This is a genomic window from Bradyrhizobium sp. SZCCHNS3002 (assembly GCF_032377435.1).
Classification (GTDB): domain Bacteria; phylum Pseudomonadota; class Alphaproteobacteria; order Rhizobiales; family Xanthobacteraceae; genus Bradyrhizobium.
On the sequence record NZ_JAUHHY010000006.1, the window covers coordinates 397,046 to 416,237 of the forward strand.

18 protein-coding genes are annotated in these 19,192 nt (G+C 66.0%); 14 read left to right on the forward strand and 4 right to left on the reverse strand.

Translation table 11 applies throughout. The features are described from left to right. Positions 1-8: 8 nt before the first annotated feature. The 7 genes from ccoO (at position 9) to ccoS (ending at position 6,307) form a co-directional block, all read left to right on the forward strand. Positions 9-743 carry a cytochrome-c oxidase, cbb3-type subunit II gene (ccoO, locus tag QW845_RS15900; protein ID WP_315802496.1) on the forward strand — a complete coding sequence of 245 codons (735 nt, stop codon included), beginning with the start codon at positions 9-11 and terminating at the stop codon, positions 741-743. A gap of 18 nt (positions 744-761) precedes the next feature. Beyond that, on the forward strand, positions 762-926 hold the full coding sequence (locus tag QW845_RS15905) for a cbb3-type cytochrome c oxidase subunit 3 (RefSeq protein WP_315802497.1): 165 nt from the start codon (positions 762-764) through the stop codon (positions 924-926). Between the two features lie 6 nt (positions 927-932). Further along, positions 933-1,805 (forward strand): cytochrome-c oxidase, cbb3-type subunit III, encoded by an 873-nt coding sequence (gene ccoP, locus QW845_RS15910; protein WP_315802498.1) that lies wholly within the window; start codon positions 933-935, stop codon positions 1,803-1,805. Between the two features lie 111 nt (positions 1,806-1,916). Then, positions 1,917-3,398 carry a cytochrome c oxidase accessory protein CcoG gene (ccoG, locus tag QW845_RS15915; RefSeq protein ID WP_315802499.1) on the forward strand — a complete coding sequence of 494 codons (1,482 nt, stop codon included), beginning with the start codon at positions 1,917-1,919 and terminating at the stop codon, positions 3,396-3,398. Positions 3,399-3,415: 17 nt separating this feature from the next. Further along, positions 3,416-3,916 carry a FixH family protein gene (locus tag QW845_RS15920; protein ID WP_315802500.1) on the forward strand — a complete coding sequence of 167 codons (501 nt, stop codon included), beginning with the start codon at positions 3,416-3,418 and terminating at the stop codon, positions 3,914-3,916. A 13-nt stretch (positions 3,917-3,929) separates the two neighbouring features. After that, on the forward strand, positions 3,930-6,131 hold the full coding sequence (locus QW845_RS15925; protein ID WP_315802501.1) for a cation-translocating P-type ATPase: 2,202 nt from the start codon (positions 3,930-3,932) through the stop codon (positions 6,129-6,131). After that, positions 6,122-6,307: a cbb3-type cytochrome oxidase assembly protein CcoS gene (gene ccoS / locus QW845_RS15930; RefSeq protein ID WP_315802502.1), complete on the forward strand. Its 186-nt coding sequence runs from the start codon at positions 6,122-6,124 to the stop codon at positions 6,305-6,307. The genes QW845_RS15925 and ccoS overlap by 10 nt, the downstream gene beginning before the upstream one ends. On the opposite strand, the gene QW845_RS15935 is transcribed toward ccoS, so the two are convergent. Together QW845_RS15935 and QW845_RS15940 are read right to left on the reverse strand one after the other, a co-directional pair. After that, on the reverse strand, positions 6,277-7,506 hold the full coding sequence (locus tag QW845_RS15935; protein ID WP_315802503.1) for an MFS transporter: 1,230 nt from the start codon (positions 7,504-7,506) through the stop codon (positions 6,277-6,279). The genes ccoS and QW845_RS15935 overlap by 31 nt on opposite strands. A 92-nt stretch (positions 7,507-7,598) precedes the next feature. Beyond that, the gene (locus QW845_RS15940; RefSeq protein ID WP_315802504.1) at positions 7,599-8,090 is read right to left on the reverse strand and encodes a cupin domain-containing protein; all 492 of its coding nucleotides are present in this window, start codon (positions 8,088-8,090) and stop codon (positions 7,599-7,601) included. 238 nt (positions 8,091-8,328) lie between these two features. Here QW845_RS15940 and QW845_RS15945 point away from each other — a divergent pair, with 238 nt between their 5' ends. Both QW845_RS15945 and QW845_RS15950 read left to right on the forward strand, forming a co-directional pair. Beyond that, entirely contained in the window at positions 8,329-8,610 is a 282-nt protein-coding gene (locus QW845_RS15945; protein ID WP_315802505.1) for a hypothetical protein, read from the forward strand. Between the two features lie 85 nt (positions 8,611-8,695). Continuing rightward, positions 8,696-9,415 (forward strand): peroxiredoxin-like family protein, encoded by a 720-nt coding sequence (locus QW845_RS15950; protein WP_315802506.1) that lies wholly within the window; start codon positions 8,696-8,698, stop codon positions 9,413-9,415. On the opposite strand, the gene QW845_RS15955 is transcribed toward QW845_RS15950, so the two are convergent. Next, the gene (locus QW845_RS15955; RefSeq protein WP_315802507.1) at positions 9,403-10,299 is read right to left on the reverse strand and encodes a LysR family transcriptional regulator; all 897 of its coding nucleotides are present in this window, start codon (positions 10,297-10,299) and stop codon (positions 9,403-9,405) included. The genes QW845_RS15950 and QW845_RS15955 overlap by 13 nt on opposite strands. 184 nt (positions 10,300-10,483) lie before the next feature. Here QW845_RS15955 and QW845_RS15960 point away from each other — a divergent pair, with 184 nt between their 5' ends. The 3 genes from QW845_RS15960 to QW845_RS15970 all read left to right on the forward strand — a co-directional run bounded on the left by QW845_RS15960 (position 10,484) and on the right by QW845_RS15970 (position 14,884). Beyond that, the gene (locus QW845_RS15960; protein WP_315802508.1) at positions 10,484-11,305 is read left to right on the forward strand and encodes a 3-hydroxybutyrate dehydrogenase; all 822 of its coding nucleotides are present in this window, start codon (positions 10,484-10,486) and stop codon (positions 11,303-11,305) included. 62 nt (positions 11,306-11,367) lie between these two features. Next, positions 11,368-12,522, forward strand: coding sequence for a patatin-like phospholipase family protein (locus tag QW845_RS15965; RefSeq protein WP_315802509.1), 1,155 nt, complete (start codon positions 11,368-11,370; stop codon positions 12,520-12,522). Between the two features lie 238 nt (positions 12,523-12,760). After that, positions 12,761-14,884 carry a HAMP domain-containing methyl-accepting chemotaxis protein gene (locus tag QW845_RS15970; protein ID WP_315802510.1) on the forward strand — a complete coding sequence of 708 codons (2,124 nt, stop codon included), beginning with the start codon at positions 12,761-12,763 and terminating at the stop codon, positions 14,882-14,884. A 166-nt stretch (positions 14,885-15,050) separates the two neighbouring features. Here the strand turns inward: QW845_RS15970 and glgA are convergent, their stop codons facing one another. Then, the gene (gene glgA, locus QW845_RS15975; protein WP_315802511.1) at positions 15,051-16,466 is read right to left on the reverse strand and encodes a glycogen synthase GlgA; all 1,416 of its coding nucleotides are present in this window, start codon (positions 16,464-16,466) and stop codon (positions 15,051-15,053) included. A gap of 339 nt (positions 16,467-16,805) precedes the next feature. On the opposite strand from glgA, the gene QW845_RS15980 reads away from it, so the two are divergent. Next, on the forward strand, positions 16,806-17,873 hold the full coding sequence (locus QW845_RS15980; RefSeq protein WP_409997927.1) for a CaiB/BaiF CoA transferase family protein: 1,068 nt from the start codon (positions 16,806-16,808) through the stop codon (positions 17,871-17,873). Positions 17,874-18,104: 231 nt separating this feature from the next. Further along, complete coding sequence (locus tag QW845_RS15985) at positions 18,105-19,172, forward strand: alcohol dehydrogenase (RefSeq protein ID WP_315802512.1); 1,068 nt, start codon at positions 18,105-18,107, stop codon at positions 19,170-19,172. Positions 19,173-19,192: the final 20 nt, after the last annotated feature.

Consider the following 19,192-nt stretch of genomic DNA (forward strand, 5'->3'; position numbering starts at 1 on the left):
AACCAATCATGTCTTTCTGGCAACGACACCAAGTCTTCGAGAAGAACTCGATCATCCTGGTCATCGGCATCCTGCTGGTGGTCGCGATCGGCGGCCTCGTCGAGATCACTCCGCTCTTCTACTTGAAGAGCACGATCGAGGCGGTCGACGGCGTCAGGCCCTACACGCCGCTCGAGCTGGCCGGCCGCAACATCTATGTCCGCGAGGGGTGCTATCTCTGCCACTCGCAGATGATTCGTCCGCTGCGCGACGAAGTGGAGCGTTACGGCCACTTCTCGCTCGCCGCGGAGAGCATGTACGACCACCCGTTCCAGTGGGGCTCCAAGCGCACGGGGCCTGACCTCGCCCGCGTCGGCAACAAGTACTCCGACGATTGGCATGTCACCCATCTGACCAACCCGCGCGCCATCGTTCCGCAGTCGATCATGCCCGGCTATCCCTTCCTGAAGGAGACCGAGCTCGACGCGGACAACATCGCCGACCATCTGAAGACGCTGCGGATGGTTGGGGTGCCCTACACCGACGACCAGATCGCCAACGCCGCCGCCGACCTCAAGGCGCAGGTCGATCCGGACGGTGCCGGCGCGGAGGCGCTGGTCAAGCGCTATCCGAAGGCGGTGGTGCGCAACTTCGACGGCAAGGCGGGTGCGCCGACTGAAATGGATGCGCTGGTGGCCTACTTGCAGATGCTCGGCACGCTGGTGGACTTCAAGATCTACAACGAAAAAGCCAATCTGCGCTGAGATCGAGAGGCGAGCATCATGAAGCCCATCATTGCAGTGGAAAACATCGCGTCGTCACTCGTGACGACGCTGTGGACCCCGATCTTCGTCGCGATTTTCCTCGCGATCGTGACCTATGCCCTCTGGCCTCGCAACAAGGCCGCTTTCGACGAGGCGGCGAGCATGCCGTTGCGGGAGGAGTAATTCATCATGGCTGACCACAACGAAGTTGACAGCGTCACGGGCACGGCCACGACCGGCCACGTCTGGGACGGCATCAAGGAGCTCAACACCCCGCTGCCGCGGTGGTGGGTGATCACCTTCTACATCACCATCGTCTGGGCGATCGGCTACTGGATCGTGTATCCGGCCTGGCCGCTGATCTCCAGCAACACGCAAGGCATGTTCGGCTACTCGTCCCGTGCGGACGTGGCGGTCGAGCTTGCCAATCTCGAGAAGATCCGCGGCGCCAAGATGGCCGCGCTCGCGACGGCCTCGCTCGCCGACATCGAGAAGGATCCGGCGATGCTTGCCCTGGCGCGTGCCAAGGGCAAGACCGTGTTCGGCGACAACTGCGCCGCCTGCCACGGTACCGGCGCGGCCGGTGCGAAGGGCTTCCCGAACCTGAACGACGACGACTGGCTGTGGGGCGGCTCGCTGGAGCAGATCCAGCAGACCCTGCTGTACGGCGTGCGCTCGGGGCACCCGAAGACCCGCGAGGGCCAGATGCTCGCCTTCGGCAAGGACGGTGTCCTGAAGCCGGCGGAAATCATCACGGTCGCCAACTACGTCCGCGAGCTGGCGGGCCTGCCGACCCGGCCGGGCTATGACGCCAAGGCCGGCGCCAAGATCTTCGCCGAGAACTGCGCGGCCTGCCATGGCGACAACGCCAAGGGCAATCCGGAGCTCGGCGCGCCGAACCTCACGGACAAGATCTGGCTGTACGGCTCCGACGAGGCGACCTTGATCGAGACCATCACCAACGGTCGCGCCGGTGTCATGCCGGCCTGGGAGGGCCGTCTCGACCCGACCACGATCAAGGCGATGGCGGTCTATGTCCACTCGCTGGGCGGCGGAAAGTAACGGAAATCCAACGGAACTTTCCCTTCAATTGAGCTGGATCAACTGAGCGGCCGGAGGTGGACATACCTTCGGCCGCAACTGCGAGAAGACCCCAGCCATGATCCGCCAGCCATGAACCAGACGGTAAAACCGGACGACCTGCAGCCCCAAGATCTGCAACAGGTGGACGATTACGGTCCGCTCTATGCTGCGCACAAGAAGGTCTATCCGCAGAGCGTCTCGGGCACTTTCCGCCGGATCAAATGGGGCCTGATGGGCTTCTGTCTCGGCGTCTATTATTTCCTGCCGTTCGTGCGCTGGAATCGCGGTCTCGGCGCGCCCGACCAGGCGGTGCTGATCGACTTCCCGAACCACCGCTTCTATTTCTTCTTCATCGAGCTGTGGCCGCAGGAGGTGTACTACTTCACCGGCCTCCTGATCATCGCCGCCATCGGCCTGTTCCTGATGAACGCGATCGGCGGCCGCATCTGGTGCGGCTATCTGTGCCCGCAGACAGTGTGGACCGACCTGTTCTATGCCGTCGAGCGCCTGATCGAGGGCGACCGCCGGGAGCGCATGAAGAAGGATGCCTCCGGCGACCCGATGAAGCTGGAGCGGATTTCGGAGCTCGTGCTCAAGCATTCGATCTGGCTGATGATCGCGTGGTGGACCGGCGGCGCCTGGGTGCTGTATTTCAGAGATGCGCCTACGCTCGTGAAGGATCTCGTCACCTTCCAGGGGCCGATGCTGGCCTATGTCTGGATCGCGATCCTGACCGCGACGACCTACACGCTCGCCGGCTTCATGCGCGAGCAGGTCTGCGTTTATATGTGCCCGTGGCCGCGCATCCAGGCGGCGCTGACCGACGAATGGGCGCTCAACGTCACCTACCGCTATGACCGCGGCGAGAGCCGCATGTCGGTCAAGAAGGCCGCCGAATTGCGCGCGCTCGGCCAGCCTGCCGGCGACTGCATCGATTGCAAGCAATGCGTGGCGGTGTGCCCGACCGGCATCGACATCCGCGACGGCGCCCAGATGGACTGCATCCAGTGCGGCCTCTGCATCGACGCCTGCGATACCGTCATGACCAAGATCGGCCGCCCGACGCGGCTGATCGGCTATGACAACGACATCAACATTCATCGCCGACAGGAAGGCAAGCCGCCGATCTACAAGCTCGTGCGCCCGCGGACCATTGTCTATGCCGCGATCATCGCCGTGGTCGGCGGTGCCATGGTCTACAAGCTCGCGACCCGGTCGCTGCTCGAGGTCAACGTGCTGCACGATCGCAACCCGATCGCGATCAAGCTGTCCGACGGCTCGATCCGCAATGCCTATACGGTGCGCGTCCTCAACAAGCACGGCTTCGATCGCGTCATCGCCATCGACATCGAAGGGCCGGCCAACGCCGCCGTCCACGTCGTCGGCGCCGATTCCGTGACCCCGGACCGGCCGATGATCGTGATCGGACGCGACCAGACCGAGGAGCTGCGCCTGCTGGTGACCGCGCCCGAAGAGAGCAATCCCGAGAAGTCGATTCCGGTGAAGTTCCATGTGACGGATATCGGTCTCGGCGTCGTCGCCTCCGCCACCGACAATTTCGTCAGCCCGTAGAGCAAGGGAGCCCGTCAATGGCCAGCCGTTCCAATCCTTCCTTCCAGCTGACCGGAGGCATGGTGCTCGCGATGCTTCTCGCCTTCTTCGGGACGGTGATCGGCGTCAACGTCTACATGATGACGGCGGCGATCTCGACCCTGCCAGGCACCGAGGTCGACAGCGCCTACAGCGCCAGCCTCGGCTACGAGAACGAGATCGCGGCGGCGCGCGCCCAGGAGGCGCGGCGCTGGCAGGTCGAGGCGCATATCGAGCGCGGCGCAGGCGGTGCGGCGGTGGTGCAGGTCAACGCACGCGATGCGAGCGGCAATCCGCTGTCTGGCCTGATCTTCCAGGGCCGGCTCGAGCGTCCGGCCGACAAGCGCGCCGACCAGGAGGTCGCGCTGGCCGAGATCGGCGGCGGCATCTATCGCGGCACCGCGGAGGCGATCGCGCCGGGCCAGTGGGACCTCGTGCTCGAAGGCGATTCCAGCGGCCGCCGCCTGTTCCTGTCGAAGAACCGCGTGCTGCTGAACTGAAGGACGTCCGATCATGCATGTGACGCGTGACTTCTCCCATTACGTCAAGGATCTCGGCGCCGGCCTGAAGCACATCGACCTCGCGGTCGAGGGTGTCAGCTGCGCCGGCTGCATGGCCAAGATCGAGCGCGGCCTCTCCGCGCTGCCCGACGTGACGCTTGCGCGCGTCAATCTCACCGACCGCCGTGTCGCGCTGGAGTGGAAGCAGGGCACGCTCGATCCGGCCAGGTTCATCGATCGCCTCGCCGAGCTCGGCTACAAGGCCTATCCGTTCGAGAAGGCGAGCGCCGAGGCCACCGAGGCGGAGGAATCGCGCTTCCTGCTGCGCTGTCTCGGTGTCGCCGCGTTCGCGACCATGAACGTGATGATGCTGTCGATCCCGGTGTGGTCCGGCAACGGCAGCGACATGCTGCCCGAGCAGCGCGACTTCTTCCACTGGCTGTCGGCCGTGATCGCGCTGCCGGCCGCGGCCTATGCCGGCCAGCCGTTTTTCCGCTCGGCGTGGCGCGCCTTGAAGACCGGCAACGTCAACATGGATGTGCCGATCTGCATCGGCGTGATCCTGGCCTTGGGCATGTCGATCGTCGAGACGTTTCATCACGCCGAGCACGCCTATTTCGACGCCGCGATCATGCTGCTGACCTTCCTGCTGGTCGGCCGCTATCTCGACCAGAGCATGCGGCGGAGGACCCGCGCGGTCGCTGGCAATCTCGCCGCGCTGAAGGCGGAGACCGCGACCAAGTTCATCGGTCCCGACGAGATTTCGGAGGTGCCGGTCGCCGCCGTCCGCGCCGGCGATCTAGTGCTGCTGCGGCCCGGCGAGCGCTGCGCCGTCGACGGTGTCGTGGTCGAGGGCCGCTCCGAGATCGACCAGAGCCTGATCACCGGCGAGACGCTGTACGTACCGGCCGAGCAGGGGACCGCCGTCTATGCCGGTTCGCTCAACATTTCCGGCACGCTGCGTGTCCGGGTTTCCGCCGCCGCCGAGGGCACCTTGCTCGCCGAGATCACGCGCCTGCTCGACAACGCGCTGCAGGCGCGCTCGCGCTACATGCGGCTCGCCGACCGCGCCTCGCGGCTCTATGCGCCGGTCGTGCACGCGACGGCGGCGCTCACCGTGCTCGGCTGGGTGCTGATGGGCGCGAGCTGGCACGATGCCATCGTCACCGGCATCGCGGTGCTGATCATCACCTGTCCCTGCGCCCTCGGGCTTGCGATTCCCACCGTGCAGACGGTGGCGTCGGGCGCGATGTTCAAGTCCGGCGTGCTGCTCAATGCGGGCGATGCGATCGAGCGCCTCGCCGAGGCCGATCACGTCATCTTCGACAAGACCGGCACCTTGACGCTGCCGGAGCTCGAGGTCGTCAACGCCGCTGACATTCCTGCAGACGTGTTCGCGCTGGCCGCCCAGCTCGCGCTGTCGAGCCATCATCCGGTGGCCGCGGCGGTGGCCCAGGCCGCCAATGCGCGGTCGCCGCTGATGGGCGCGGTCGAGGAGCCGGGCCAGGGTGTCCGGGCCGTCGTCGACGGCGTCGAGATCAGGCTGGGACGTCCGGCCTTCTGTGGCGCCGAGGCGCTGGTTGCGCAGACCAAGGGCGTCGATCCCGAGGCCTCGGTGGTGGCCTTCAGCCGCGGCGATAGCAGGTACCTGTTCTCGGTGCGCCAGGGCCTGCGCCCTGACGCCGCCAAGATCGTCGCCGGCCTGCAGCGGCGCGGCATCAAGGTCGAGATCCTCTCGGGCGATCGCGAGGCGGCGGTGGCCGCGGCCGCCAAGGCGCTCGGCATCGGCGCGTGGCGCGCGGGCGTCACGCCGGCCGACAAGATCGCTGTTATCGAGGAGCTGAAGCGCGCGGGCGTCAAGGTCATGATGGTCGGCGACGGCATGAACGACGCGCCGTCGCTCGCCGCCGCGCACGTCTCGATGTCGCCGATCTCGGCCGCGCATCTGAGCCAGGCCACCGCCGATCTCGTCTTCCTCGGTCGTCCCCTGGCGCCGGTGCTGGCCGCGATCGACTACGCGCGCAAGGCGCTGCATCTGATGCGGCAGAATCTATGGCTCGCAGTCGGCTACAACGTCCTGGCGGTGCCGCTTGCGATCAGCGGCGTCGTCACCCCGCTGATCGCGGCAGCCGCGATGTCCGGCTCCTCGATCATCGTCATGCTGAATGCGCTACGTGCCCGCAAGGTGGCCGGGGAGGCCGCGTCATGGAAGTGATGATCATTCTCGTCCCGCTCGCTCTGGCGCTCGGCCTGGCCGGCCTGGTCGGCTTTCTCTGGTCGCTGAAGAGCGGCCAGTATGAGGATCTCGAAGGGGCGGCCTGGCGCGCCATCGCCGACGACGATGAGCAGGCCCCGCCGTCTCAGCCCGAGCCGGCGCCGAGCCGGTCCTGAGCGTCCGGCGGCGTCAACCAGCGCGCCAGGTATCCCGCGATCCCCAGCGCGGCGGCGATGCCTGCGACGCAGGCCGTCCAGCCGAACCGGTCGAACAACTGCCCGAGCACGGCCGTGCCGACGATGCCGCCGGCGAAATAGCTGGCGAGGTAGAGTCCGCTGGCGACACCCTGATCGTGCGTGGCGGCCTTTCCGACGAAGCCTGTGGTCACCGCCTGGGCGAAGAACGTGCCGGCGCCGACCAGCACCATGCCGGCCAGCACCGCCCCGAGCCGTGACGACAGCATCAGGACGAGGCCGAGGCCTGCGGTCGCGAGTGCGCCCCAGATCGCGCCCTGTGTGCCAATCCTTGCGACCATCCGGCCCGCCAGCAGCGTGGTGGCGATCGACGGCAGGAAGACGAAATACACCAGTCCGACCTCCATCATGCCGAGCGACAGCGGCGGCCGCACCAGCACGAAGTTCACGAAGGTGAAGGCGCCGATGAAGGCGAACAGGACGCAGAAGCCGACGCCGAAGGCCGCGCGCAGGCGGCGGTCGCGCAGGTGGTCGATGATGGCCGCGCCGCGCAGCCGCGTTGCTGCCGCCGCAGGCATGGCCGCGCCGCCGATCGCGAACGCGGCGAGCAGGGCGCCGCAGACATTGAGCGCGGCGAAGACGTAGAAGGTCGGCTTGAGGCCGAGGGCGCCGGTCAGACCGGCCGAGAGCAGCCGCCCGACCAGATTGCTGGCGACGTTGCCCGTGATATACGCCGCGAAGGCGCCGCCGGCCTCGCCGGCGCTGCACTGCTCGCCGAGATAGGCCAGGGTGAGGGCGAACGCCGAGGCCATGCAAAGGCCCTGCAGGATGCGCAAGCCTGCGAAGATGGAGAGGTCCGGCGCGCTGCCGAGCAGTGCGGTGAAGCCGGCGAGCAGGGCAAGGCTGGCAACGATGCCGATCCGGCGATCGATCAGCGGGCTGAGCAGGCCGATGACCAGGCTCGCGATCGCCATTCCCAGCGTGCAGGCGTTGACGGCGAGCCCCATCTCGGCCGCGCTGACCTGATAGTAGCGTGTGAGGACCGGCAGCATTGCCTGCGCCGCGAACAGATCGACGAGGCTGAAAAAGGCGAGCAGGCCGACCAGGACCGCGCGCCGCGCCGCCGTTCGTGCATTCACATGGCCGGCTCCAATCGGCAACCGTGCGGACATATCCGTCATCGCAATCTCCTCGGCTCGACAGCGCAACGCGGCCGTGTCCGGATCGCCTGCCTGAAGGGGCGATCCGAAGGCGGCTGGCGGAGGTACGCGATCTACATGTTATGGTCGTGCGGATCCTTGCGAACGTCGCCGACATAGAGGATGACCGTCTCGTTGCCGTCGTTCTTCCACCAATGCGACGTGCCGAACACCTCGGCTCTCAGATCTCCGGCCTTGTGCAGGATCGGCTCGGCGCAGTTGCTGGCATATTCGACGATCTCGCCCTGCTGAACGAAGATCAGCGCCGGGCGATCGTCATGGCTGTGCCACGGCACGATGCCGCCCGGCGCGATGGTCAGCTTGCGGAAGCGCAACTCGCGGTCCTTGAGATTGGCGGGCTGCTTGGCGAGATCGATCGCGCCAAGGGTGACGTCGGTCACGCCGACCGCCTTGACGTCGGTTTTCTCGCGCACGCCGGCCTTGATCTTGTCAGCCGGACACTCGCCGGCGCGGGCGCCGGACGCCGCGATCACCGTCGTAGCAACGGCCAGGACGAAAGCAGCGCTCAGGCGGCGCGTGCGTATAGCTGCGATCTGCATCAACATGTCATGGTCTCCTCTGATGGAACAGCGGCCCGCGCCGAGCGGGCATCGCGAGGCGCACCATCGGGGAGCAGAGCACGTGATGGAAATGCATACTTTCTCTGGAGCCGATAGACCGCCGCTATCGATAGGCGGGCGCTATCCTCGCGATTGGACAACGGCATTTCTCAAGCAGGGCAGCTCACGCTTGTAATGCGAGCGCCCGATGACGGGCGACAGCATTCATGAGGAGGAGATATCCATGACCCGCCTGTCCAAGACCTTGATTGCCGCGGCCGTGGTCGCGGTCTCTGCCACCGCAGCCGTCGCGCAAGGCGGCCTCGATCTCGCGCCCGGCATGGCCTATGTCTACAGCGCCGGCAAGACCAGCATGATGACGATGGCCACCGGCGACGCCAATCATCGGGCCATGATGCGCCACGCCAGGAAGGTGCCGAACAACACTGTCTTCTTCATGAGCGACGGGCAGCTCTATTCGACGTCCGGCATGCTCGATCCCACCGGCAATTTCTACCGGCCCTGAGCGCGGCAGCCGGGCAGGCCGCCCTTGTGGTCGGCTTGCCCGGGAAACTATCATGGTTGGGGTCCTGAACGTGCCGGAGCAGCTCATGACAGTGCTTTCACCCGCGGATGCCGAGCGGCTCAGACAGGCCTTCCTGCAATGCAGGGAGATACAGGGCACCCTGCGACAGCAACTCGAGGCCTATGCCGCTGCGGGTCGCGAGATCTTTCCGGCCTATGCGTCCGCCGTCGACCGCCTGGTGGCGCGGCTCGGAGAAAACGGTGGCGGCGAGACTGCGCCGCGGCCCGGTGAGACGATGCCGCCCTTCGTCCTGCCCGATGAGGCTGGCCGCCTGGTGAGCCTGCAATCCTGCCTCGTCCGGGGGCCGGTCGCCGTGATGTTCTTCCGCGGCCATTGGTGTCCCTATTGCCGGCTCAACGTTCGCGCGGTGATCAAGGCGCAGCAGCGCATCGACGCCGCGGGCGGCGCGATCGTCGCGATCATGCCGGAGCTCCAGGCGTTCACGCAGCAGTTCAAGTCGGACGCCGGCGCCACCTTCCCGGTGTTGACGGATCTCGACAACGGCTATGCCTTGTCGCTCAACCTCGCGATCTGGCTTGGTCGTGAGATCCAGCAACTGCTGGCGCACCAGGACCTGGCGAGCTTCCACGGCAATGACGGCTGGGTGTTGCCCATCCCGGCTGCCTTCGTGGTCGGGCGTGACGGCCTCGTGAAGGCGCGCTTCGTCGATCCTGATTTCCGCAAGCGGATGGAGATCGACGATCTGGTCGAAGCGCTTCGCCAGGCCGCAGCTCAGGACAGCTGACCGAGCCATTCCTGCCAGTTCCTGCCGCGCAGCATGCGCATCACGGTCGAGGCAACCGCCGTGCGTTCACGTCCGGCAACGCCGTAGAGATGCACGGTGCGCCGCACGTCGAGTCCGTCGACGGTGGCCCGATGCAGGGTCTCCGGCAGCGCGGTCGTTTGCGGCACCACACCGATGCCGACTCCGGCTTCCATCAGCGCGATCAGGTCGCGTTCGGAGTGGACGTCATGAGTTCGTCCGAGGTCGACGCCGCGCTCGCGGAGCAGCGTGCGCAACCTGTCCGCATGTTCGCAGTAGTTGCGGCAGAGCAGCGCGTCGCCACTGAGATCATCGATCGTGATCGCGTCCTGCCCCGCCAGCCGGTGCCGGCTGCTCACGGCGAGCGCGAAGTCCTCCGTGAAGAGAGGCCAGACATCCAGCCGATCCCAGGTCTCGTCGATCTCCGAGGCGATGCCGAGCTCTGCTTCGCCGTTCTTCAGATGCTCTGCGATCATGCGGCTGCTGCCGCGCAGAAACCTGAGCTCGAGCTGGTTGAACTGGCGCTGCAGCTGATCGAGCAGCGGGATCAGCAGCGCAAGGTCGACCGAGTCGGCGAGCGCGATCCGGAGCGTGCCGAGCTCTCCGCTCTTGAAGGACGAGGCCAGGGTTCGCGCGCCGACGGCGGCCTCGTAGCACTGCTTCAGCAGTGGGTGCATGCGCTGGCCAAGCTCTGTGAGTTGCGCGGCCGGCCGCTCACGCCGGAACAAATCGCCGCCGAGCTCGGCTTCGAGCTGCTTGATCGCACGGGTCAGCGACGGCTGCGTCACGTTGCATTCCTCGGCCGCGCGCGTGAAGTGCAGCAGCCGGGCAACGGCAAGAAAATACCGAACCTGATGCATTTCCATGGGAGAGCTCCGTTCGACCGGGCCGACGTCCCGGATCAATATCCTAGCAGACCGCGCATCGCATCAACGATCGCGATAGCGAAACCGTATCGTGGGGCGAGCCAAACGGCATTTCCATTCGTCGCGACAGCCCGGCAGTTTGTTCTCGCATCGAGCAATCTTCGAAACGGATGAAGGAACGTCCATGGCTGCAGATACGATGACGACCCCGCCCTCGTTACGTCCGTTGTCCGGCAAGGTGGCGGTGATCACGGGTTCGACCAGCGGCATCGGCCTTGGCATCGCGCGGGCGCTCGCCGGCGCGGGAGCACATGTGGTGCTGAACGGCTTTGGCGCGCCGCAGGACATCGATCGGATGCGGTCGGATATTGCAGCCGAGTTCGGTGTGCGGACCGGCTATGCCGCGGCCGACATGATGCAGCCCGCGGCAATCGAGCAAATGATCAACGATGCCCTGCATGAGTTCGGTCGTATCGACGTACTGGTCAACAACGCCGGCATTCAGCACGTCGCGCCATTGGAGGAGTTTCCGGTCGACAAGTGGAATGCCATCGTCGCGATCAACCTCTCGTCGGCGTTCCACACGATCCGGCTGGCGCTGCCGTCGATGCGGCGGAACGGCTTCGGCCGCATCGTCAACGTCGCCTCGGCGCATGGCCTCGTCGCGTCGCCGTTCAAATCGGCCTATGTTGCTGCCAAGCACGGCATCATCGGCCTCACCAAGGTCGCGGCGCTGGAGGCGGCCGAGATCGGCATCACCTGCAATGCGATCTGTCCCGGCTACGTCTACACGCCGCTGGTCGAGGCGCAGATCGACGGGCAGGCGAGGTCGCACGGCATCTCCCGCGATCAGGTCATCCGCGATGTCCTGCTGGCGCAACAGCCGAACAAGCGCTTCGCAACGGTGGAGGAGATCGGTGCGCTTGCCGTCTTTCTCGCCAGCGATGCCGCCGCATCGATCACGGGTGTCGCCCTGCCGGTCGATGGTGGTTGGACCGCACATTGACGGTCGGGCGATGTAACAACGACCTGAAGTCTGCGAACAGGACAATGCACCAGGAGGGAAACATGGCCGAGATCGACGATACGATGCGCGCGATGATCGATCGCGGCAAGCTGCCCGGGCAGGTGGTTCTCGTGCTGCAGGGCGGGGGCGCGCTCGGCTCTTATCAGGCCGGCGTCTATCAGGCGCTGCACGAGGCCGGCCTGGAGCCGGATTGGGTGATCGGCACCTCGATCGGCGCCATCAATGCCGCGCTCATCGCCGGCAGCCCCGTGCAGGAGCGCATGACGCGGCTGCGGGAGTTCTGGAAGCGGATGCACCGGCGGCCAGCCTGGACGGTACGCACGGCCTTTCCGGATTTCAACGAGCGGCTGTCCTATTGGACGACCGTGACGCACGGGATTCCGGGCTTCTTCCGTCCCAACGCCCTGGCGCATGCCGGGGAGGCCTATCCGCTCGGCGCCGAGCAGGCCGGCTACTACTCGACCGCTCCGCTGCAGGAAACGCTGCAGGAACTCGTCGACTTCGATCGTCTCAACAATGGCGGTCTACGCCTCACCGTCGGGGCGGCGCACGTCAGGACAAGCCGGATGCGCTATTTCGACAGTCGCGACGACGTGCTCGATGTCCGCCATATCCTGGCATCGGGCGCGCTGCCGCCGGCGTTTCCGGCCGTTCGCATCGACGGCGAACTGTATTGGGACGGCGGCATCCTGTCGAACACGCCGACCGAGGTGGTGTTCGACGACAATCCGCGAAAGAACTCGCTGATCTTCGCGGTGCATCTGTGGAATCCCGAAGGCGCCGAGCCGACGACCATGGCGGAGGTGTTCAACCGCCACAAAGACGTGCAGTATTCGAGCCGGATCTCCAGCCATATCGCGCGCCAGCAGCAGACGCATCGGCTGCGCCATATCATCAATCAGCTTGCGGTCCATTTGCCCGAGTCGACCCGCAACGATCCGGCGGTCCGCGATCTCATCAGTCACGGCTGCCAGACGCGGATGCATGTCGTCCGGCTGCTGGCTCCGCAGCTTGATCGCGAGAGCCATACCAAGGATATCGATTTCACCGAGCGGGGCATCATCGCACGCTGGACTGCGGGCTATCAGCACACGCGATCGGTCCTGCAGCGCAGGCCCTGGTCGGGCGAGCACGATCCGCTCGCCGGCGTGGTGTTGCACGATCCCTCGATCGAGCTTGCAGCGGCTGCCGAGTAGCAGGCCGATGCGCTGACCCGATCCCAATAGTGCAGCATTTCGGCATTCCGATACCGCATGGAACAACTTGGTTTAAGGGATTAGTCGTCATTCGTTATTAATCATCATGGCGCGGCAGCGTCGCCGCGATCTTGTTTGCCGACCGTGCGGGAACGTCGCCGAAGGGCAGCTGCGCAAGCGCGTATCAGCCGATACGCGCGCGACCGGCCGGGCAACGGTAATTGATTGGGAATAACCAATGTCCTCGCGCGCGGTGCTGCACAATGAGACGGTCAAGCCGGAGACCGGCGCGGTCAGCCTGAAATGGAAAATTCTCGCCGGCAATCTGCTGACCGGTTTCTTCGCCATGGCCTTTGCGTTCGTGCTCGCATGGAGCGGGTGGGGAGATCTGGTCAAGCGCGAGCAGGCGCGACGCGTCCTTGACGCTTTCGAGCTGGCGATGAAGGTGAACGCCCAGATCCCGCTCGAACGGAATATCTGGAATCTGCTGGCTGCTCCGGCGCCCGCTTCGGCCGACGATGCTGCCAAGCTCGACAAGACCATCGCGAGCACCGACGATCTGCTCAACCAGGCCAAGTCATCCGCCAAGGCGGCGGGGTTGGCGACCAGCAGCATCGACGCCGCCGAGCAGACCCTTCGCGGTATCCGGTCGGCGGCTCGCGGTGCCGTGGGGCTGCCCTTTGCGCAGCGTCCGGCCAACATCCAGGCGGCAACGATCGACGGCCTCGGCCGCGCCGCCGAGTCATTGAATGCCGCGATCGACGCGACCGCAATCGAGCTGTCGCGCGTCGGTGGCGACGTCGAGAACCTGCTGCCGTCGGGCCAACTGGCGCAACTGTCGCAATCGATGCGGACGGTGAATGGTGCGCGCTCCGCGGTTCTTCGCTTCTTCATCCAGAGCCTGAACTGGACGCCGGCACGCCTCGCCGAGGTCACCGAACAGAGCGGGCAGGTGACCCTGTTGTGGCAGCAGATGGAGCTCGCGGCCCGCAGCGTGCGCGACAATCCGGACGTCAGCTCTGCGCTCGAACATGTCCGCTCGACGCTGATGGGCGACGGCGAGCGCCGCTATCGTCAGATCGTCACCGCGGCGCGCGACGGTCAACCTTCGCCGGTCACCCCCGAGGAGTGGGGCCGCTGGACCACGCCGATGCTGAACAATGTGATCGTGCTGCGCGATGCGGCGCTGACGTCGGCGCACCAGGCCATCGATCAGTCGATCGAGGCCGCGCGGCTGCGCCTGTTCACCGCTCTCGGAATCCTGCTCGTTGTCGCGCTGGTGTCGGTGGCGGTGGTGCTCGGCGTCGTCCGTGGCGTCATCGGCCCGCTGGTCGGGCTGACCGGCGTGACCCTGCGCCTCGCCAATGGCGAGCTGAGCGCCGACATTCCGAACGAGTCCCGCAAGGACGAGATCGGTGCGATGGCGCGCGCGCTCAAGATCTTCAAGGACGCGCTGATCGCCAAGAAGGATTCGGACGAGGCCGCGCAGCGCGACGCGCAGGCGCAGATCGATCGGGCCCGGCGGCTGGATGCGCTGACGCGCAACTTCGAGTCGACGATTGCCGACATCGTCAACACCGTGTCGTCGGCGGCCTCGGGGCTCGAAACCTCGGCGGATACGCTGACCAACACGGCGAACCGATCGCAGGAGCTCAGCACGGTGGTGGCGGCTGCGTCGGAGGAAGCGTCCGCCAACGTCCAGTCGGTCGCCTCCGCCACCGAGGAGCTGTCCTCGTCGGTGACCGAGATCAGCCGTCAGGTCCAGGCGTCGGCGCGCATGGCCGGCGACGCCGTGCAGCAGGTGCGCCAGACCAATGGGCGCGTCGCCGATTTGTCGCAGGCCGCAGCCCGCATCGGCGACGTCGTCGAGCTCATCAACAGCATTGCCGGACAGACCAATCTCCTTGCACTCAACGCCACCATCGAGGCGGCGCGGGCCGGCGATGCCGGCCGCGGTTTCGCGGTGGTTGCGACCGAGGTGAAGGCGCTCGCCGAACAGACGGCGAAGGCGACCGAGGAGATCTCACAGCAGATCTCAGGCGTGCAGGCCGCGACGCAGGAATCGGTGACTTCGATCCAGGCGATCAGCTCGACGATCGAGCGGCTCGCCGAGATCGGTGCCGCGATCGCGGCGGCGGTCGAAGAGCAGGGCGCGGCAACGCAGGAAATCTCGCGCAACGTGCAGCAGGCCGCCCACGGCACCCAGCAGGTCTCGTCCAACATCACGGACGTGCAGCGTGGCGCCTCGCAGACCGGCTCGGCCTCCGCCGAGGTGCTGTCGTCGGCCAAGTCACTGGCTGGAGATTCCAACCGCCTCAAGCGAGAGGTCGGCAGCTTCCTGGAAGCGGTCCGCGCGGCGTAAGAAGCCAACCTTTCAAGCGCCAAATAACAAAAGCCCGGACGATGTCCGGGCTTTTGTTATTTGGCCGTAGCCCGGATGAGCGCAGCGATATCCGGGGTCTGCTCCGAACGTTGAAATCATCCCGCATGTCGCTCCGCTCATGCGGGCTACGACAGCCGGTCTCGGCTTAAGACGCCAGCATCTTCCGGTACAGCGCATTGTAGCAGGCTGCCGACAGGTCCCAACTGAACGAGCGGGCCATCGCCGAAAGCCGCATCTCGTTCAGCCGTTCGGTGCTGGTGAACGCCGAAAACGCGCGCTTCACCCCGCCGAGGAAGGATTCCGCCGACGGCTTCTCGAACAGGAATCCGGTCTCGCCATCTGTGATGGTCTCGGCGAGGCCGCCGGTCTGGTGCCCGATCGGCAGCGAGCCGAAGCGCTGGGCATACATCTGGCTCAGGCCGCAGGGCTCGAAGCGCGACGGCATCAGGGTGAAGTCGCTGCCGGCGAAGATGCGCCGCGCCTGCGCATCGTTGAAGCCGATGGCGACCCCGATCGCGTCCGGCCGGCGGCGGTGCGCCTCCATCAGCGCGCGCTCGATGGCCGGCTCGCCGGTGCCGGTGACCACGATCTGGCCGCCGGCGCCGACGATCTCATCGGCGGCTTCCAGCACCAGGTCGATGCCCTTCTGGTGAACGAGGCGCGCGACGATGCCGAACATCGGACCGCGCGACACGGCCAGCCCGAACTGCTTGCGGACGTAGTCGGCGTTGGCCTTCTTGCCCTTCCAGTCGCCCGCGGCGAAGGGCTGCGCCAGCTGCTGGCAATAGCGGGGATCCCAGCTCTCGTCGATGCCGTTGAGAATGCCGGTCAGCTCATGGGCATTGGAGCGCTGCCGGAGCAGGCCCTCCAGCCCGCAGCCGAGCTCGGGCGTCGTGATCTCCTGGGCATAGGTCGAGCTGACCGTGGTGAGATGCGACGCATAGACCAGACCGCCCTTGAGAAAGGACAGTTTGTCGTAGAACTCCAGACCATCGATGTGGAACGAGGATTCCGGAGCGCCGATCCGGCGCAGCGACTCCCGCGGGAACAGGCCCTGATAGGCGAGGTTGTGGATGGTCAGGATCGACGGCACGTCGACCCCGCGCCACGCCAGATAGGCCGGCACCAATGCCGCCTGCCAATCATTGGCGTGGACCAGATCGGCTGCCCAGTTCTTGTCCAGCGTGCCCGCCGCGAGCTCGGCGGCAGCGGCGGCGAGACGGCCGAAACGGATGTCGTTGTCCGCCCAGTCCTGCCCGTTCTCGTCGCCGTAGGGGTTGCCCGGCCGGTCATAAAGCTCGTCGCAGAGCAGGACGTAGACCGGCAGGCCATCGCGGGTCGACGACCGTCCCAGTGCGCAGCCCGGCATCTCTGCCAGAGGCGCACATTGGCCGACGATCTCGATGTGAGTGAGTTGCTCGATCACGTCCCGGTAGCCGGGCAGCATGATCCTGACGTCGGTATGTGAGCGCAGTGCCCGGGGAAGTGCCGCCGAAACGGCAGCCAGTCCGCCCACCCGGACGAAATCGTCCATTTCGGTCGTAACGAACAGAACCCGCAAGAGATGTCCTCGATCAAGCCCCATGTTCGTCCTATGCAAGAAAAGGTCCAAATTCAGTCATGAAGAAAAGCGTTGCCGCATTGCGGCGAAAGGCCAAACGCTTTCGACATCGAATGGTTCGATCTAGAAACGACCTGCACGACGATCGATGGCTTACGCTTTGTGAATCGGCGACGGCAAAGCGGAGCTTCGGCCTCGGTGCCGAGCGAGAAGAGTTCAAACCAGGGAGCTGCCAGGGTGAGTCTAGTGGGAAACGATGAGAGCCGTTTGACAGGATGTTTCGAGGGACTGCGCGTCCTCGACTTCTCGACCACCATCGCCGGCCCGCACTGTGCCCGCATGCTTGCCGATATGGGAGCGGAGGTGATCAAGATCGAGTCAGTCGAAGGTGAAACCATGCGCACCCGGCCTCCGATGCGTCATGGCTGCTCTACCGCTTTCGGTCAGCTCAACGTCGGCAAGAAGAGCGTCGTGCTCGACCTCAAGTCGCGCGACGGTGTCGCCGCGGTGTGTCGGCTGGTCGCCGAGGCCGATATCCTGGTCGAGAACTTCCGCCCGGGCGTGATGCAGCGGCTCGGGCTCGACTACGCGGCCTTGAGCGCGCTGAACCCGCGGCTGATCTACTGCTCGATCTCGGGTTACGGCCAGACCGGCCCATCGGCGGAACTCCCGGCCTATGCCCCGGTGATCCATGCGGCTTCGGGCTACGACATGGCGCATCTCGCCTACCAGCCGGGGCGCAGCCGGCCCGATTATTGCGGCATCTATCATGCCGACGTCGTCACCGGGACCTACGCGTTCGGCGCCATCGCCTCCGCTCTGTATCAGCGCGAGCGCAGCGGGCGCGGCCAGCACATCGACTGCTCGATGCTGGAATCGATGCTGAGCCTGACGCTGAACGAGATCCAATGGTCGCAATTTCCCGTCGCGCAGCCGTCGCGGCCGACCTTCGGCCCGGCGGAGTGTCGCGACGGCTATGTGATGATCGCCATCGCCAGCGAGAAGACGTTCCAGAACCTGATGACCGTGATCGGCCATCCGGACTGGGTCGATGATCCCAGATTCGCAAAATATTCCGACCGGCGGGCAAACTGGGGGGCGCTGATGGATGGCGTCGAAGCCTGGTCGCGCCGGCTCGACGTCGCCCAATGCCTGGACGCCTTGAACGCGGGCGGCGTACCCAGCTCGGCCTACCGCAGCGTGGCCGATGCGCTGGCTGATCCGCAGATCGCGCATCGCGGCGCGCTGGCCGATGTGGAGGATGCAGCCGGCAACTTCAAGGTCGTCAACCTGCCGTTCCGGATGTCGGAGGCGAAAGTTGCGGCCGGCCCCCGGGCCGCGAGCCTCGGAGAGCACACCGAGGACATCCTGCGCGAGGCTGGCGTCAGCGACGCTGCAAAACCTTGAGCTCGCTGAGGCAAAACGCTGCAGGGCTGCCATGACCGCACATGCTGCGCGCAGCCTTGCCGCTCCACGCGTTTCCAGCCAATGTCGCGACATCGCAAGAACAGTCCGGACCAGCCGGACGCGCTCATGCCGGGAGGAGGTCGAAAGGCGCCGTTGCCGCGCGCAGCCGCGCCGCTCGTCCCGTCGATGCGCCGTCCGGTCCTGGCCGCGCCGGACGACGGGAGTGAAAGCATGAAGAGCTTCAAGGTCACCGATTTCAATGCGCCGCTGACCGAGGTCGACGAGCCGACGCCGCAGCCGTTCGGCAAGCAGGTGCTGATCAAGGTGAAGGCAGCCGGCGTCTGCCACAGCGATCTGCACATCTGGGAGGGCGGCTATGATCTCGGCCACGGCCGCAAGCCGCTCTCGCTCAAGGATCGCGGCGTGTCGCTGCCGCGGACCATGGGCCATGAGAGCGCCGGTGAGATCGTGGCGTTCGGGCCGGAGGTTACCGAGGCGGAGAAGGGCGGGCTGAAGGCCGGCGACGTCGTGCTGGTCTATCCCTGGATCGGCTGCGGCAAGTGCGCCACCTGTCTCGCCGGTGACGAGAACATGTGCCTGAAGCCGGCCTCGCTCGGCGTCTATTGCGACGGCGGCTATGCGGACCACATGACCGTGCCGCATCCGCGCCACCTGATCGACCTCAAGGGCCTCGATCCGGTGACGACCGCGCCCTACGCCTGCTCGGGCGTCACGACCTACAGCGCGCTCAAGAAGGTCGAGAAGGACTTCGACACGCCGATCGTGATCTTCGGCGCCGGCGGCCTCGGGCTGATGGCGCTGTCGCTGTTGAAGGCCATGGGCGGCAAGGGCGCGATCGTGGTCGACATCGACGCGCGCAAGCGCGAGGCGGCGCTGGCGGCCGGCGCACTGGCGGCGGTCGACGGCAAGGCGCCGGATGCGCTGGAGCAACTGAACAAGGCCGCAGGCGAGCCGATCCGCGCCGTCATCGACCTGGTCGGCAATGCCGCCACCGCGCAGCTCGGCTTCGATTGCCTGACCAAGGGCGGCAAGCTCGTCATCGTCGGCCTGTTCGGCGGCGGCGCGCCGTGGGCGCTGCCACTCATTCCGATCAAGGCGGTCACCATCCAGGGCAGCTATGTCGGCAATCTCCGCGAGACCAAGGAGCTGCTCGATCTCGTCCGCGCCAAGCACATCGCCCCAATCCCGGTGACGCCGATGCCGTTGTCCAAGGCCAACGATGCCTTGCACGATCTGCAAAAGGGTCAGCTGGTCGGCCGTGCGGTGCTGACGCCGTAAATCGCAACTCCGTCCGCTCG